Origin of the sequence: Prevotella sp. oral taxon 313 (assembly GCF_003043935.1) — a bacterium.
Classification (GTDB): Bacteria; Bacteroidota; Bacteroidia; order Bacteroidales; family Bacteroidaceae; genus Prevotella; species Prevotella jejuni.
Map to the genome: position 1 here is coordinate 3,183,965 of NZ_PYXE01000001.1, position 14,840 is coordinate 3,198,804.

11 protein-coding genes and 1 tRNA gene are annotated in these 14,840 nt (G+C 43.4%); 3 read left to right on the forward strand and 9 right to left on the reverse strand.

Translation table 11 applies throughout. The features are described from left to right. Positions 1–125: 125 nt before the first annotated feature. A tRNA-Gln gene (locus tag AXF23_RS12410) sits at positions 126–196 on the forward strand. A gap of 74 nt (positions 197–270) precedes the next feature. Continuing rightward, positions 271–657 (forward strand): rhodanese-like domain-containing protein, encoded by a 387-nt coding sequence (locus AXF23_RS12415; RefSeq protein WP_107625516.1) that lies wholly within the window; start codon positions 271–273, stop codon positions 655–657. Between the two features lie 324 nt (positions 658–981). Here AXF23_RS12415 and AXF23_RS12425 read toward each other — a convergent pair whose 3' ends face one another. The 9 genes from AXF23_RS12425 to AXF23_RS12465 all read right to left on the reverse strand — a co-directional run bounded on the left by AXF23_RS12425 (position 982) and on the right by AXF23_RS12465 (position 11,572). Beyond that, entirely contained in the window at positions 982–2,871 is a 1,890-nt protein-coding gene (locus tag AXF23_RS12425) for a DUF349 domain-containing protein (protein WP_042856073.1), read from the reverse strand. A 157-nt stretch (positions 2,872–3,028) separates the two neighbouring features. Further along, complete coding sequence (locus AXF23_RS12430) at positions 3,029–3,955, reverse strand: magnesium transporter CorA family protein (protein WP_009011512.1); 927 nt, start codon at positions 3,953–3,955, stop codon at positions 3,029–3,031. A gap of 520 nt (positions 3,956–4,475) precedes the next feature. Then, the gene (locus AXF23_RS12435; RefSeq protein WP_107625518.1) at positions 4,476–5,507 is read right to left on the reverse strand and encodes an AMP-binding protein; all 1,032 of its coding nucleotides are present in this window, start codon (positions 5,505–5,507) and stop codon (positions 4,476–4,478) included. Positions 5,508–5,640: 133 nt separating this feature from the next. Continuing rightward, a complete protein-coding gene (locus tag AXF23_RS12440; protein ID WP_107625519.1) occupies positions 5,641–6,678 on the reverse strand; it encodes an o-succinylbenzoate synthase in 1,038 nt (345 codons plus the stop codon). Positions 6,679–6,688: 10 nt separating this feature from the next. Continuing rightward, complete coding sequence (locus tag AXF23_RS12445; protein WP_107625520.1) at positions 6,689–7,240, reverse strand: four helix bundle suffix domain-containing protein; 552 nt, start codon at positions 7,238–7,240, stop codon at positions 6,689–6,691. 155 nt (positions 7,241–7,395) lie between these two features. After that, positions 7,396–8,223: a 1,4-dihydroxy-2-naphthoyl-CoA synthase gene (menB, locus tag AXF23_RS12450; RefSeq protein WP_009011516.1), complete on the reverse strand. Its 828-nt coding sequence runs from the start codon at positions 8,221–8,223 to the stop codon at positions 7,396–7,398. Between the two features lie 80 nt (positions 8,224–8,303). Then, positions 8,304–9,968: a 2-succinyl-5-enolpyruvyl-6-hydroxy-3-cyclohexene-1-carboxylic-acid synthase gene (menD, locus tag AXF23_RS12455; protein ID WP_107625521.1), complete on the reverse strand. Its 1,665-nt coding sequence runs from the start codon at positions 9,966–9,968 to the stop codon at positions 8,304–8,306. 140 nt (positions 9,969–10,108) lie between these two features. Further along, a complete protein-coding gene (locus tag AXF23_RS12460; RefSeq protein ID WP_107625522.1) occupies positions 10,109–11,155 on the reverse strand; it encodes an isochorismate synthase in 1,047 nt (348 codons plus the stop codon). Beyond that, the gene (locus AXF23_RS12465; protein WP_009011519.1) at positions 11,156–11,572 is read right to left on the reverse strand and encodes a PaaI family thioesterase; all 417 of its coding nucleotides are present in this window, start codon (positions 11,570–11,572) and stop codon (positions 11,156–11,158) included. A gap of 1,383 nt (positions 11,573–12,955) precedes the next feature. Between AXF23_RS12465 and lysS the strand changes: the two genes are divergently transcribed. Then, positions 12,956–14,692 (forward strand): lysine--tRNA ligase, encoded by a 1,737-nt coding sequence (gene lysS / locus AXF23_RS12470; RefSeq protein WP_009011520.1) that lies wholly within the window; start codon positions 12,956–12,958, stop codon positions 14,690–14,692. Positions 14,693–14,840 lie beyond the last annotated feature (148 nt).

A 14,840-nucleotide genomic window follows, 5' to 3' on the forward strand; every position in this document is an offset into this window, starting at 1 on the left:
CAACGTAGAACTCCATTAAAGAACAAATTTATCTCTTTTATTAAAAAAAGTCGTTAGAAGTTTTGGTAGTTAAAGAAAAAGTGCTAACTTTGCACTCGCAATTCGGAAATGAGTTGCTTAGTTATTGGGATATGGTGTAATGGTAACACTACAGATTCTGGTCCTGTCATTCCTGGTTCGAGTCCGGGTATCCCAACAAAGATGAGAGAGTTGAGTGTTCAGCTCTCTTTTTTCGTTTCATAAAGTATTTATCTTCTTACACAGTAGAGTATGAAAAAGTTTATTGCAGCCATTTTGGCAGTATTTGGAATAGGGTTGGGTGCATCAGCACAAAGTGCGTACAAGAATGTTGATGTAAATGGTTTTGAACAGCTGATTAAGTCTGATTCTGTTCAGTTGGTGGATGTTCGCAGACTTAATGAGTATAAGGAAGGACATATTCCAGGCTCACTACATATCGACGTATTGGACTCTACATTCCTAACGAAGGCTCTTGCTACGCTTGACAAGCATCGTGCTTGTGCGGTTTATTGTCGTTCGGGGAAGCGTTCGGCTATGGCTGCTTCTCTTCTTACCAAGGAAGGCTTTAAAGTAACTAACCTTTTAGGGGGTATCATAGCATGGAATGAGGCAAAGAAGAAGACGGTTAAGGAGTGACGAAACCATCTTTCAGAGTAGATTCTATGTGTGACAGATACTCCTTTCATTCGATTTCTTCGAGTAAAGAAAAGTTTGTTTTCGATTTTTTTTCATGAAGAAAAATATTTTTTTTCATGAAGATAAATATTTCTTTTCACGATAAAAAATATTTCTTCTCATGAAGGTAAAATCGACAATGAAGCTTTGTTGGGAGTGGAGCTGTGGATGAAAGAGAACAAAGAAAGGGGCAATCCTGTGTGGAATTGCCCCTTTCTTTGTTTCTATTTTACCCTTCCCTCCGTCCTTTATTACCATGGACGAACATGGTAGGGATGTTATGTTTTATTTGTTTTCAGCATCGATTGCCTTAATCTTCTGCTTCACCTCTTCCATATCATCCTTGAGTTTCTGAATACGACGGTTCATATCATCAATAAGGCTATTGCCCTTCTTTGAACTAATATTGAGGAACCCAAGATTGTTCTCGTAGGTATTTATCTCCTGTTTCAGTTGTTCGAAGCGTCTGAGGAGACGGCCGCGCTCGTTGTCAAGAGCATCTGCACCACGGTCTGCAACCTTCTTCAGATTGTTACGGAAGTTGTCAACACGCTTGCGAGCAGCAGAGATATGGAGGTCCTTATATATCTTGTCCAATACCTCATGATACTCTTTATAAAGTTTGTCTTTCTCCTTGTAAGGTACGTGCCCCACCTTATTATATTGCTCAGTCAGCTCTTGAACCTTCTCGTGCAAACCTTCCTCGGCCTTTTCTGCGTGTTCCTTCAATTGCTTGATGATGTCACGTTTCTTGTTCAGGTTCTCATGCTCCTCATTACGAGAGTCTGCATGGACAGCGTTACGAGCCTCAAAGAAATGGTTACAAGCAGCCAAGAAATCATTCCATAGCTGGTCACCAATCTTCTTAGGAACCATACCAATGGTCTTCCACTCTTTCTGTAATGCAATGAGTTTATCTGATGTTGCTTTCCAGTCAGTAGAGTCACTTAATGCCTTTGCCTTCTCAACAAGTGCCTTCTTCTTCTCTGCGTTCTCAGCAAACTGCTCTTTGAGCTGCTTGAAGAATTCACCTTTACGGCCGAAGAAATCGTCACATGCAGCACGAAAACGCTCAAAGATCTTAACGTTCATCTTCTGTGGAGCAAAGCCGATAGTCTTCCATTCTTGCTGAATAGCTATTATCTCCTTTGTACGTTTCTCCCAATCAGCAGAGGTCTTATTCTCCTGTTTAGCGATATCCTCAACCTTTTCGCAGAGTGCAGTCTTCTTTGTTAGATTCTCTTCCTCATGGTTGCGAAGTGTCTCGAAATGCTGCTGATGGCGTTTGTTGATAACAGTACTTGCAGCCTTAAAGCGTGTCCAAATCTGTTCACGAAGCTCCTTTGCCACAGGACCAGTCTCTCGGTATTCCTGATGAAGCTCCTGTAACTGATGGAAAGCACTGATGATATCTGTTTCGTCAGCTAACTTTTCTGCAGCCTCACACAGTTTTGTCTTCTTCTCAAGATTCTTTTTGAAATCGTATTCTCGTGCCTCACGGTTGAGGTTTAACAAGTCGTAGAACTGTTCAACATAGAGTTGATAGTTACGCCAAAGCTCGTTAGCCTTTTCAGCAGGGACAAGTTTGATTTCTTTCCACTCCTGTTGTAGCTTCTTGAGCTTGTCGAAGTTCTTGTTAGCCTCATCTGGAGTAGTAGCCATCGCCTTAATCTGCTCGATGATAGACTCTTTCTTCTTCAGATTTTGCTGTTTCTCTTCTTCAAGTGCAAGGAATGCTTTCTGGCGTTTTTCTTTGATAATGGTCATCTCCGCCTTAAAGACTTCTTCGTCCTCATCAGGTAGTACCTGATATTTCTCAGGGTCTCCGCCATTGTTGAGATATTCCTTTTGTTGTGCTTCGCGCTCGGCAAAGTGCAACTTATAGAATACCGTTTTAAGGTGTTCCACTTCTGCTTTTTCAGGTGTATCGTCACTGTCGACGATAGCCTTTAGACGCTCTATGATTTCCTTTTTTGAACTATACGCCTTTGCAGCAGGGTTTGTCTCCTCGCTTTCAGGCTGTGTTTCAACTGGCTGTTTGAGGTCTTCTGCTGCTTTAGTATTAGTTTCCTGTGCTTCTTCAGAATTATCTTTTGAGGCGTTAGTTACAACTTCTTCAGACAGCTTAACTTCTTCTGCACCCTGCTTCAGGGTATTTTCTTGAGAGTCCATCATTTCACTTTTTGTTTGTGATTTGGGTTTTTCCACATTCAAGGTTTCAGACCATTGCAAAGATGCCGGTAGTCTTCTACCATATAACATATCATTTGCAAACTTAGACAAAAAGTTTGAAAATACCTAATTTTAAGTTGTTTTTTTTTATTTCTCTGCTCTAAAGCAATCGTTTATGGCGTAGGAACCACCATGAAGCAACGGAAACAACGACTGATAAGAGCATTGCTACAGGGAATCCCCAAGGGTTTGTTTCCATTCCGTTGACGAGGTTCATACCGAAGAGAGAGGATATTAGCGTTGGCAACATCATGACAATAGACACCGAGGTGAGCGTACGCATCACGGTGTTCATGTTGTTGTTGATAATACTTGAGTAGGTATCCATTGTTGACTCAAGGATGTCTGAATAGATACTTGTCGTTTCTCGTGCCTGTGACATCTCAATGTTTACGTCTTCAATGAGGTCGGCATCCAACTCGTCTATCTGCAGTTTGAACTTCAACTTAGCCAGGAGGTTCTCGTTACCACGGATAGATGTGATGAAGTAAGTGAGCGAGTCCTGTAGTCTACTTAGTCCGATAAGGCTCTCATTATCCACTCCTCTATCCAAGTTGTGTTTTGCCTTCTCAATCAAAGTACTGATTTGCTTCAGTCGTTTAAGATACCATACGGCAGAAGAGAGGAAGAGACGGAAGATAAGGTCTACATAGTCGGTGAAGCCTTCATTCCTTTTTTGCTGATAGCTGACGAAGTCGAGCATCATATTCGTCTCAAAGTTGCAAACCGTGATGGTCACATCTCTTTTATGAATGATACCCAATGGCACCGTAGTATAAGGTGTTCGTGAGCGTATCTCCTTCACGTATGGTATACGAAGGATAATCAGCATCCATCCATCATCATATTCATAGCGAGCTCGCTCATCGGTATCGCTGATATCCGATAAGAAATAGTCTGGAATATGAAAGGTGTCTTCGAGTTCTTGTTGGTCTTGTTCTGTTGGGCAAGTAACCTGAATCCAGCAGTTTGGCTGCCATTCTTTAATGGTATTCAGGGTTCCGTTAATGTTCCAATATGTCTTCATTAGCTAATCTCCATAGTTAAATAATAGGGTGGGGATTAGCAACTTCTTGTTGTAATCCTCACGTCTACGAATTGTAATTCTCCGCGTGATAATCGTCCATTTATAATCTACGTATTGGTTTTGTGAGTGCAAAATTAGATAAAAAAATCGGTTGTGGCAAACAAAAGATTAAGTTTTTCATTGTATAGCAAGCGCTGAATAGGTTCCATGAGAGAAAAGATGCCGAATGGTTGTGGGGGTATATCGCTTGTGTGACTATTATCGTGTATTATATATAAAAAGGTGTATTCTCAGCATCAATAGTATGATAAGAGACGCTATCTCTTTGTTTTATATTCCTGCTTTACGTTGGTCAATAGATTGTTAAGGGATGATTTTGTTCTGAATAGGACTTTCTGGGCAATATTGATAATCTTCTTGACTAATTTCTCAGGCCCTTGTCAAGAGGAGTGGGGATGCCCCGCACGTGTTGTGCGGAGCTTGAATACCAATAGTATATACTATTAGCAAGGGAGCAGTCTTATGTGTTTAACTTATTCATTTGGTGTGCTAAGGCTTTTATCTCAGCCCTTGCAGGTTTCCCTGTACCTGTTTTAGGGAGGGAGGGAACGTGGTAGATGAAGCGAGGCTGCCAGAATTTGGGGAGATGTTGCAGGCAGAGTGCTTTAATCTCATTGGTATTGTCTTGTGTTGAGAGTAAGACAACAGCTTCTCCAAAACGCTCATCAGGACAGCTGGTTATGGCAAAGTCGGCTATTAGATAGGGTTTTAGACGCTGTTCCACTTCCTCAATTTGAATCTTGATGCCGCCCGAGTCAATTACATTATCTTTCCTTCCGAGGATACGAAAACAAGGAGTTTTAATGTTATCTTCTGTTGTGAAGGGGCTAATCTCAGCTCTGTCGTTGGTTACCAATGGATGTGTACATACAGTAGGGGCGTCAATGACAAGACAACCTTCCTCGTTGAGCCATACAGTCACACCCTCGAAAGGCTTATACCATTCGCTCGCATTGGGTCCGTTTAGGCGTCGTAGGGCTATGTGAGAGAGTGTTTCTGTCATACCGTATGTGCTCCATACCGCATTAGGGAAATCGAGTAGGGCCGCTGATAGTTTGTCGTCAATAGCACCACCACCTATTATTAGGTGGCGTATATGGCGTAATCTCTCGCATTCTTTAGGTACTTGTAGGGAGTTATAAACCTGTAATGGTACCATAGCAGCAAAGGTTATTTCTTTGTCAGGGAGGTCCGCTTCTGCCAGGGAAGCGTCAGATAGGGGATGTCCGGATGGTGTGACACTCAACAAACGCAGGTTGCGTTCGATACTCCTTACCACTACCATCTTTCCCGCAATGTAGTCGAGTGGCATACAGAGTAAGGCTGTGTCGCCTGCTTTCAAGCCAAGGAAATCGCAGGTGATGTGGGCTGAGTTGAGCATACGTTGCTTCTCCACCCACAGCGGTTTAGGCTTACCTGTAGAACCACTGGTGTGTACAAGGAGTTGTGGACAGTCATTCTGCCATTCTGAAAGAAAGTCTTGTAGTGTCATTGTTGTTGTTGTTTGTGCTATTGGGCCAATGGGGCTAATACGCCTAATAGGGCTAATAATAACTATCTTGTTGTTTACTTGTGCTATTGGCCTAATTGGCCTAATAGGGCTAATAAGCCTAATAATAACTATCTTAATCGCTGATCCATAGCTGATCGCCCCTTATCTCTAATGGCACTGGGATATTGTCAGTGAAGAGTTGTCCCGTACCTAATCCCTGTGGGGTGGTGATATTCGACCCATAGATATCTGCGGTTAGTTGTGCGATAGCATTCAGTCCGATGTTACTCTCAAGTGCTGAGGTTATCCAAGAGCCGATGTTACGTTCCTTTGCCATTGTGATCCACTCCCTTGTACCCGTCATTCCCCCATGTAGACTCGGCTTGAGGATGATGTATTGTGGGTGGATTGTGTCGAGTAATAATGCTTTCTCGGCAGGGTCATTGACCCCTATTAGTTCCTCGTCGAGGGCTATCGGTAGCGGAGAATCAGCACACAAGCGTGCCATCTCCTGCCATTGATGCTGTCGGATAGGCTGTTCGATGGAATGAATGTCATATTGTGCCAGTGCTTCCAACCGTTGCATAGCCTCCTCTGGAGCAAAGGCTCCATTTGCATCAACACGTAGTTCGACCCGATCACGTGTGAAGGTCTGACGGATATGACGTATGAGTTCTATTTCTTTCTTGAAGTCTATTGCTCCTATCTTGAGCTTCACACAACGGAATCCAGCCGTGAGTTTTGCTTCTAACCGCTGATACATCTCGTCGAAGGATCCCATCCAAACGAGTCCGTTGATGGTGATTCCCTCTTCTCCTCGGCCAAACGACGTATTGAAGAGGTTGATACTTCCCTTGGTATCCAGCTGTGCCTTAGCTGTTTCCAACCCAAAGAGCATAGAAGGATAAGGCCGCATAGCATCAATGTCTATCCTCCCTGTACGACAGAAATCCTCACAGAAGGAATGTAATCTATGCTCATATTGTTCGTCAGGCATGGCGTCGCACGACAGGTCGGGGAGTGTTGCACATTCCCCTACACCCACAACTCCTGGTTGATGGGTGTCAGAAAGTGTGACATAATAGCTTTTCCTCGTTGTGTAAACACCCCGTGAGGTACCTGCAGGGACGTGGAAATGAAGCGTGCGTGAGGTGATATTTATCTTGTACATAGTATAATCATTATTGCTTGTTTCTATATTCAATTCTTGCTTTTGTCATCTGCTCACGTATACCACCATGTTTAAGGAAATCCTCTTTGATATAGTCTAAGTATCTTCTAAGTATTACGTCTTCTTGATGAATTAGGGTGATAGCAATGTTCGCAATGGTTTCGTCGGTGCGTACCTGAATGGCATTGCGATAAAAAGAAGAGTCATTATGCTTGGCACATACGCGCCGAGCGATGATAGCATTCTTATCGTTTACATTCCATTTAGCAAGACCTCGGACACGAAGATAGTCTTCATAATCAATTAATAGTTCCTGTAGACTGGCGCGTGCAACGTTTACCAACTTTAGCTCAGTTTCTGCAGAAGTAGTTGAGGCAGCACATCCTTCTGCAATGTTCTGCTTTCCCGAGCGAGCAGCTTGTACCATCTGGTCTATTGTCCTATCGTTTCTTTCCAGAAAGTGGTGGGCAAAGTAGTAGGTGATATCGTATATACACTCAGCCTTCTGATAAGCTATTAGGTTTCGATAGTTGCCTTTTTGTGGCAAGAAAGGTGTTTCCATGATTGTTTCAATAGGATGTTGATAATAATAATTCTGTAAGGGGTATTGGCCTTATAGGGCTTATAGGCCTAATAGAGCAACAATTCTACAGTTCTTATTTATTAAAGGCAATATTGGCCTCATTGGTCTAATAAGGCCAATGAGGCTATAACCAATTATGGGAACTGCGGATACTTGTCGAAATCTGGTTTGCGCTTTTCAAGGAAGGCTTTGCCTCCTTCCTGTGCTTCATCAAGTGTGTAGTAGAGCATGGTAGCGTCACCAGCAAGCTCCTGAATACCTGCCTGACCATCGAGTTCGGCGTTGAAGCCTGCCTTCATCATACGGAGAGCCAGTGGAGAACGCTCTATCATTGTCTCTGCCCATTCTATACACTCGTCTTCGAGATGGTCGAAAGGTACTACCTTATTGACCAGTCCCATGCGTTCTGCCTCTACTGCAGAGTATTGACGACACAAGAACCAGATCTCACGAGCCTTCTTCTGACCGACAATACGGGCCAGATATGATGCACCGAAACCAGCATCAAAGGATCCAACCTTGGGTCCAGTCTGCCCGAAGATGGCATTGTCTGATGCTATGGTGAGGTCGCATACCACGTGGAGGACGTGTCCACCACCAATGGCATAACCATTAACCATTGCGATGACAGGCTTTGGAAGACGCCTAATCTGCATCTGTAAGTCGAGTACATTAAGGCGTGGAACACCATCAGTACCTATGTATCCACCATGTCCCTTCACGTGCATGTCGCCTCCAGAGCAGAACGCCTTGTCGCCAGCACCAGTCAGTATAACGACGCGTATATCGAGGGCTTCACGACAGTAGTTAAAGGCCTGCGTCATTTCCCATACTGTCTTTGGTGTGAAAGCGTTACGATAGCGTGGGCGATTGATGGTTACTTTCGCTATGTGGTTATACTCTTCAAAGAGGATTTCCTCAAAGTTAAAGCCTTCAATAGGCTTCCATTCTCTTTTCTCCATAAGGTCTTTTTGTTTTTTATTGATTATAGGGAGCTTGCCAAGGCATTCCTAAAAAGAGGGTAGACCATGGCAAGTTGTTCTTATTTAAAAGCTTGATAATAATCCTTCAAGGCTTGTGCATCATCTTCTACATTGGTGAATACTTCCAAAAGGACTGGTCCTTCTTCTGAGTTAAAGAACTTGTCAAGATTCTCATATAGCTCTTCTTCGTTATGTGCAGATAGATAGACGATGTCATGTGCTTGGCAGACACCCTCTGCAGAGGTCGTATGCTCAGCACCAATAGCACTATCTCGGTAGGGAGAACGCTCCAATCCCGATAGCTGATGGAAGATTCCTCCACCACCATTATTAAGTAATAAGATAGAAAGATTGGGTGAGAGCGACTCGTTCCAGAGTGCGTTCTGATCATAGAAGAAGCTCAGGTCACCAATAACACAGTAGACATCCTCTTCGTCTTGATGTGCAATAGCATAACCGACAGCCGTTGACAAGGAGCCTTCAATACCATTCACACCTCGATTGACATAGATGTATTGGTCAGAGAAGATATTGCCGAGGCGCACTGCCGAGCTGTTGCCGTAGAAGAGTTGCCCATCAATAGCCTCTTCTCTCATCTTGTGATGAAAGGTCTTGACAGCCAACAGTTGTGAGAAACGTGGTTTTATCGTATTACGAATAGCCTTGGCTTTATCAAAGAGCTTGTCCCATTGTGTCACAAAAGCCTTTTGTTCCACTCCTACCGTCTCATTAGCAAGGATGCTGATAACCTCTTCTGCCGACCCTTGGATAATGTCGGTTGTGTGCATAAAGGTGTCACAACAATCCCCGCCTTCGTTCACAACGATTGACATCTTACACTCACTCTTACGAAGAAATTGACGAAGGCGTTTACTAACGATGGTCCCTCCTATATATATAAGGTGGTCTGGGTGGTAGCTGTCATCCCCTTCAATCATCATTAAAGCCTCATCCAGAGGTTGTGAAGGCCCAATATCGTCATCAGCCAATTTCTCTTGAATGACGACCGCAACCTTCTTTATCTCCTCGATAGGCTCAAGTAAGTTGCCTACAACTTCGGGGATTAGTTGTCCGAGGACGACCATTGGCTTTTTTGAACAGAGGAAATCTGCTGCTATTTCATAAACACTTGTGTCATTGGTTACAGCAGGGTAGACTGTGATACGACGTTCGTCGGGTAGTTGCATGACGTCGTAATCAAATAAAGGTTCGGTGATGGGCACATTGATATGTACTGGACCGCCACCATTCAGGTGTAGAGCATTCAACGCTTCATTGACCAATCGGTTGCAATACCAGCGTTCCTCGTCGTTGTGAGGTTCGGGGAGAGTGACACTCTTGCGTACGTTTGGTTCTAATGCACGGTGTTGTTGTAGTGTTTGTCCGTCCTGTTGGTCAATCCACTGAGGCGGTCTGTCGGCTGAAATGATTACCAATGGGCGCTTCTGATAGAAGGCTTCAGCGGCAGCAGGTGCCACGTTGAGCAAGGCCGACCCAGACGTAACGCAAACGACAACAGGTTCGTTGTCAGCCAAGGACATACCCAATGCCACAAATCCTGCCGACCGCTCGTCAGTCACGGGATAACATTCTATATCGGGACAAGCGCAGAGGTTGTGTACAATCGGTGAGTTACGAGAACCTGGACAGACAACTGCTTTTGTGATGCCTTCCTTTACGAGCAAGGCTGTAAGTATGTTAACGTTTTCTTTCGTGCTGTACATAATGGGTGATGGGTGATGGGTGTTGGGTGATGATGGTTAGGTTTTTTGGGCTTATAGGGCCTATTTGGCCTATTTGGCTAATAAGGCCTATAGGGCTAATAAGGCTAATAAGGCCTATAGGGCCAATAAGCCTAATAAGGCTAATCCCTTATTAATAGCTTTCGCATTGTGTCGAGTTTGGATTCTGTCTCCAGCCATTCATTCTCTTCGATGCTGTCCTTTAAGAGACCACCACCAGCATAGAGGCGGCAAGCAGAGCGGGAGAGTTGCATACAACGGAGTGTGACATAGAGCTTTGCCGTACCGTTTTCACCGAGCAGTCCACTAAACCCACTGTAATAACCTCTATTGAGTTGTTCGTTAGATAGGATGAATTGCTGTGCCTTATCCTTTGGTATACCACATACCGCAGGGGTAGGGTGGAAGGCTGTAAGGAAGGTTCCAAGGCGTTGCCTATCCTTGAGAAGGAAACGAAAGTCTGTGCGGAGATGAGCCAGATGGGCTGCACGTGTCGTGTAAGGTTCGCTTTCTGTAATCTCCATCGCAAACGGCTGTAAGCAAGTACGGATATAATCTGTCACAAGTTGTTGCTCCTCTCTATTCTTGTCAGACCATCTCATGTCTTCACCCGCATATCTCATCGTACCTGCTAAAGCCATGGTTTGATAACCATTAGCGTCTCCACGGAGAAGAATCTCCGGACTTGCAATGAGCCACATACCCGTCTCTTGTGTGTAGAAAAGAGCGATGTATGAGCGAGGATACATACTACAAGCATTCAAGAAGATGTCCCGAGGACTCATGTGCTCGTCTTTCTGTTCGATGATCGAGCGAGCCAAGACCAATTTTCGGAATGTATTGCGTTCCAACTCACTATGGAAATGACAGAAATCATTGTGATAGTCCTCACGATAAGCGATACTTGATGCGGTAAACACAGCATCGTCTTGCCAATCAGGAATAGCTTCAAAACCTTTACTCCCATCTAATGGAAGGACGACCGAAGTGCCCTTTGGACCATCCAGCAAGTAGACTTTATCATTAGTATGGCAACTGAAGGGAGCAATAACAAATCCTTCTCGTCCGTTAAGGGCTGTGAGGGAAGAGAAAGCTGACGGCTGTTCTGGTTGAGTATAGCAATGACAAACCTCCTCAAAAGGTTCGCGATAGATAAAAAAAGAATCCATTTACTTCTTCTGTGGGGCTATGACGTAGTTGGTAACTTGTACGCTTGAAATAAGTTCGTTATCGTCATTCTTGATGTCAATGTTCCATACGTGTAGTGTACGCCCTTTGTGAATCAGTTTCCCATAAGCCGTAACCGTTCCACCGTATGGCATTGCCTTGACATGATTACCGTGTACATTAATACCCATAGCCATCATCCCAGGGCATAAAGCCATCGATCCAACCCCTGCAAGGTTCTCTGCAAGTGCCAAAGAAGCACCGCCTGCGAGGAAGCCAAAAGGCTGTTTATTACGGTCGTCGACCGCCATCCTTGCTTTTAAGGTGTCGTCTTCTGGTGTCGAAATAAACTCCATACCGAGTGTATGACTTAGTCCGTCTTCCCCTTTGATATGTTCCCAAACTTTATCTATATTCATTACTTTGTCTGTTTAATGCTATGCAAAGGTAGTAAAAAGTTAGATAGATTGCAACATTACAGCAATAGTTATGAGGTGCTAAGCGGCTATTAAATGTATGATGTCATGTGTTCTGATGGATTATGTTATCCTAAGACTCATGTGCACAAAGGTATATGAAAGTTGGAGGGGTGGCATCCTCACTCACTGTTGCATAGGTGGTCTATTCCCAATTCCAGCTGGTCCTTTCTCCTTCCCCAGTTGGCTTTTCCCTTTCTCCTCCCTCGATGGGAGAGGCGTAAAATGTGAGGTCACTCCTCATGGACTGCTGATAAAAGGAGATGAAACGTAACGCTTGCAGATTGAATTTGTGAGAGTAGTTCATTAATCACCCTCCTTTAAATTTGTACAGAGGTTGGTTGTGAGTCCGTTCTTGTCTGTCTTTTTCAGTAATCGTTCCCTCTCTCAATTGCGAAAGAGGCTGGGGACGTACCAAGAAGACGCCCTTCTACGTTCGAGAACATGCCCTTCTTGCATCAAGAAGACGCCCTTCTTGGGGCAAGAAAGGCATGTTCTTAAACGCTATTCGTAACATTCTGATTCCTTGTGGGTTATGAATGTTATGAAAGAAGGCTCTATACCCTTGTTTTGAGGGTTATTAGTTCGAGTCTGTGTAATGATTTATCATAATCCCACAGACCTATCATAGGCATGGAGTGATTGCCGAGGCATCGCCTATGTGTACGTAAGAAAAAGTAAAAGGGAGTCATCCTTTCTTTCACAGATGACTACCGATTTATGTACATTGGTAGAGGCTCATAGATCCCCATAGCCAATTTAGTTCACATAGAGCGCCACTACTGACTATCGTAAATAATTAAATTCTCCCTCCTTTTTGCATACAATTCCAATCGAGCTAAGAGCAAAATGTGAAGATGTTAAGGATTGGTTGAATGAGAGGAAAAATAATTTTGCTGTCATATCTGTCATTCTTTTGACGTATATAAGCTATTGAATGATAGTAAGTTAACACCAAATGTTAAAATGACAGCAACTTAGTTTAAAACTAAAACTGTAATTATAGCTCATCTCTTAGACGTTTTCAGGTGTCATTATTATTCTTACTAATCGCATGGTTATTTACTATCAGTGTATCATCGGGTAGGTATCTTGGAAGACTTTGTTGCATGATGTAGGTTGGAAGCAGCAGAGTTATGTAGTCCGAACAGGCAGTTCGATAATAAAAAAAAATCTGTTTAGGCACTGAAAAGCAATATGGGATAAATATTGAAAAGTAAGTGTTATAAATGCGAAGTAGCCATAAAAAAGTCAAAACCAGCCATAATTTGCGAATTATTTAGTAAATTTGCAAACTATAAGAATATATTCGATTTAATTATAAATATGAACGTTTTAGAATTATCTGAGCAGGAGATTGGTCGCCGCCAAAGCCTGCAAGAATTGCGAGAGATGGGGATTAATCCTTATCCAGCGGCAGAGTTCCCAACAAATGCTTACTCTACTGATATCAAAGAGCAGTTCAAAGAAGACGAGCACCGTGAGGTTGTAATTGCTGGTCGTATGATGGGACGTCGTGTTATGGGCAAGGCCTCCTTCGCAGAATTACAGGATAGTAAGGGTAGAATTCAGGTTTATATCACTCGAGATGACATCTGTCCGGGTGAAGATAAAGATTTATATAATAAGGTATTCAAGAAGTTGCTCGACATAGGTGACTTCATCGGCGTTAAGGGTGAAGTGTTTAAGACACAGATGGGAGAAATCTCTGTACATGCAAAAGAGATTACCCTCTTGGCTAAAAGTTTGAAGCCACTACCTATCGTAAAGTACAAGGACGGTGAAGCCTACGATAAGTTTGAAGATCCAGAACAGCGTTATCGTCAGCGTTATGTCGACCTCGTTGTGAATGATGGTGTGAAAGATACTTTCTTGAAGCGTGCCACCGTACTGCGTACTATGCGTAAGTTCTTCGATGAAGCAGGATATACAGAGGTGGAGACTCCAACCTTGCAGAGTATTGCTGGTGGAGCAAGTGCACGTCCGTTCATCACCCACTTCAATGCTCTCAATATCGAGATGTATATGAGAATTGCAACAGAACTTTATCTAAAGCGTCTGATTGTCGGTGGTTTTGAGGGTGTTTATGAGATTGGTAAGAACTTCCGTAACGAAGGTATGGACCGTTTCCATAATCCAGAGTTCACTTGTATGGAGCTTTATGTACAGTACAAGGACTATAATTGGATGATGTCTTTCACCGAGAGATTGCTTGAGAAGATATGTACAGAGGTAAATGGAAAACCAGAAGTACAGGTCGGTGATAAGGTTATCAGCTTCAAGGCACCATTCCGTAGACTGCCAATTCTTGACGCAATCAAGGAGAAGACGGGCTTTGACCTTAGTGATAAGACAGAGGACGAAATCCGTAATATCGCTGTAAACGAGCTAAAGTTAGAAGAGATTGACGAGAGCTTCGGTAAAGGTAAGCTTATTGACGAAATCTTCGGAGAGTTCTGTGAGGGTACATACGTACAACCAACCTTCATTACAGACTATCCTGTAGAGATGTCACCACTGACGAAGATGCACCGTTCAAAGCCAGGCTTGACAGAACGCTTTGAGTTGATGGTTAATGGAAAGGAGTTGGCTAATGCCTATTCAGAGCTTAACGACCCAATTGACCAGGAGGAGCGTTTCGTAGAACAGATGCGCTTAGCAGATAAGGGTGATGACGAAGCGATGATTATTGACCAAGATTTCCTCCGTGCTTTGCAGTATGGTATGCCTCCTACATCAGGTATCGGTATCGGTATCGACCGTTTGGTAATGCTGATGACAGGTAAGGAATACATCCAGGAAGTATTGCTCTTCCCACAGATGAAGCCAGAACCAAAGATACCACAGTCTTCTGTTAAGGAATGGGCTGAGCTCGGAGTAGCTGAAGAGTGGGTCTATGTTCTGCGTAAGGCAGGCTTTAATCTCATCTCTGATATCAAAGAGGAGAAAGCACAAGGGCTGCAGCAGAAACTTGGAGAAATCAATAAGAAGTACAAGCTCGGCTACGAGAAGCCTTCTGTTGAGGATATCCAAAAGTGGATTGAAGAAGCAAATAAAAGATAAGAAAGTAGAAGCAAATAGGTAAGAAAGTAGGGAGTAAGCTATTGTTATGATATAGGATAGAAAAAACAGGGAGATGGTGTTGCGTCAAGAGATATGTTTATTACATCTTACTGATACACTAATCTTATCCCATTCTTAGCCTTATTAC

Bases quoted from the DNA above. Each gene is read 5' to 3' on its own strand.
- AXF23_RS12415 (WP_107625516.1), top strand. From the start codon at position 271: ATGAAAAAGTTTATTGCAGCCATTTTGGCAGTATTTGGAATAGGGTTG.
- AXF23_RS12425 (WP_042856073.1), bottom strand. From the start codon at position 2,871: ATGATGGACTCTCAAGAAAATACCCTGAAGCAGGGTGCAGAAGAAGTT.
- AXF23_RS12430 (WP_009011512.1), bottom strand. From the start codon at position 3,955: ATGAAGACATATTGGAACATTAACGGAACCCTGAATACCATTAAAGAA.
- AXF23_RS12435 (WP_107625518.1), bottom strand. From the start codon at position 5,507: ATGACACTACAAGACTTTCTTTCAGAATGGCAGAATGACTGTCCACAA.
- AXF23_RS12440 (WP_107625519.1), bottom strand. From the start codon at position 6,678: ATGTACAAGATAAATATCACCTCACGCACGCTTCATTTCCACGTCCCT.
- AXF23_RS12445 (WP_107625520.1), bottom strand. From the start codon at position 7,240: ATGGAAACACCTTTCTTGCCACAAAAAGGCAACTATCGAAACCTAATA.
- menB (WP_009011516.1), bottom strand. From the start codon at position 8,223: ATGGAGAAAAGAGAATGGAAGCCTATTGAAGGCTTTAACTTTGAGGAA.
- menD (WP_107625521.1), bottom strand. From the start codon at position 9,968: ATGTACAGCACGAAAGAAAACGTTAACATACTTACAGCCTTGCTCGTA.
- AXF23_RS12460 (WP_107625522.1), bottom strand. From the start codon at position 11,155: ATGGATTCTTTTTTTATCTATCGCGAACCTTTTGAGGAGGTTTGTCAT.
- AXF23_RS12465 (WP_009011519.1), bottom strand. From the start codon at position 11,572: ATGAATATAGATAAAGTTTGGGAACATATCAAAGGGGAAGACGGACTA.
- lysS (WP_009011520.1), top strand. From the start codon at position 12,956: ATGAACGTTTTAGAATTATCTGAGCAGGAGATTGGTCGCCGCCAAAGC.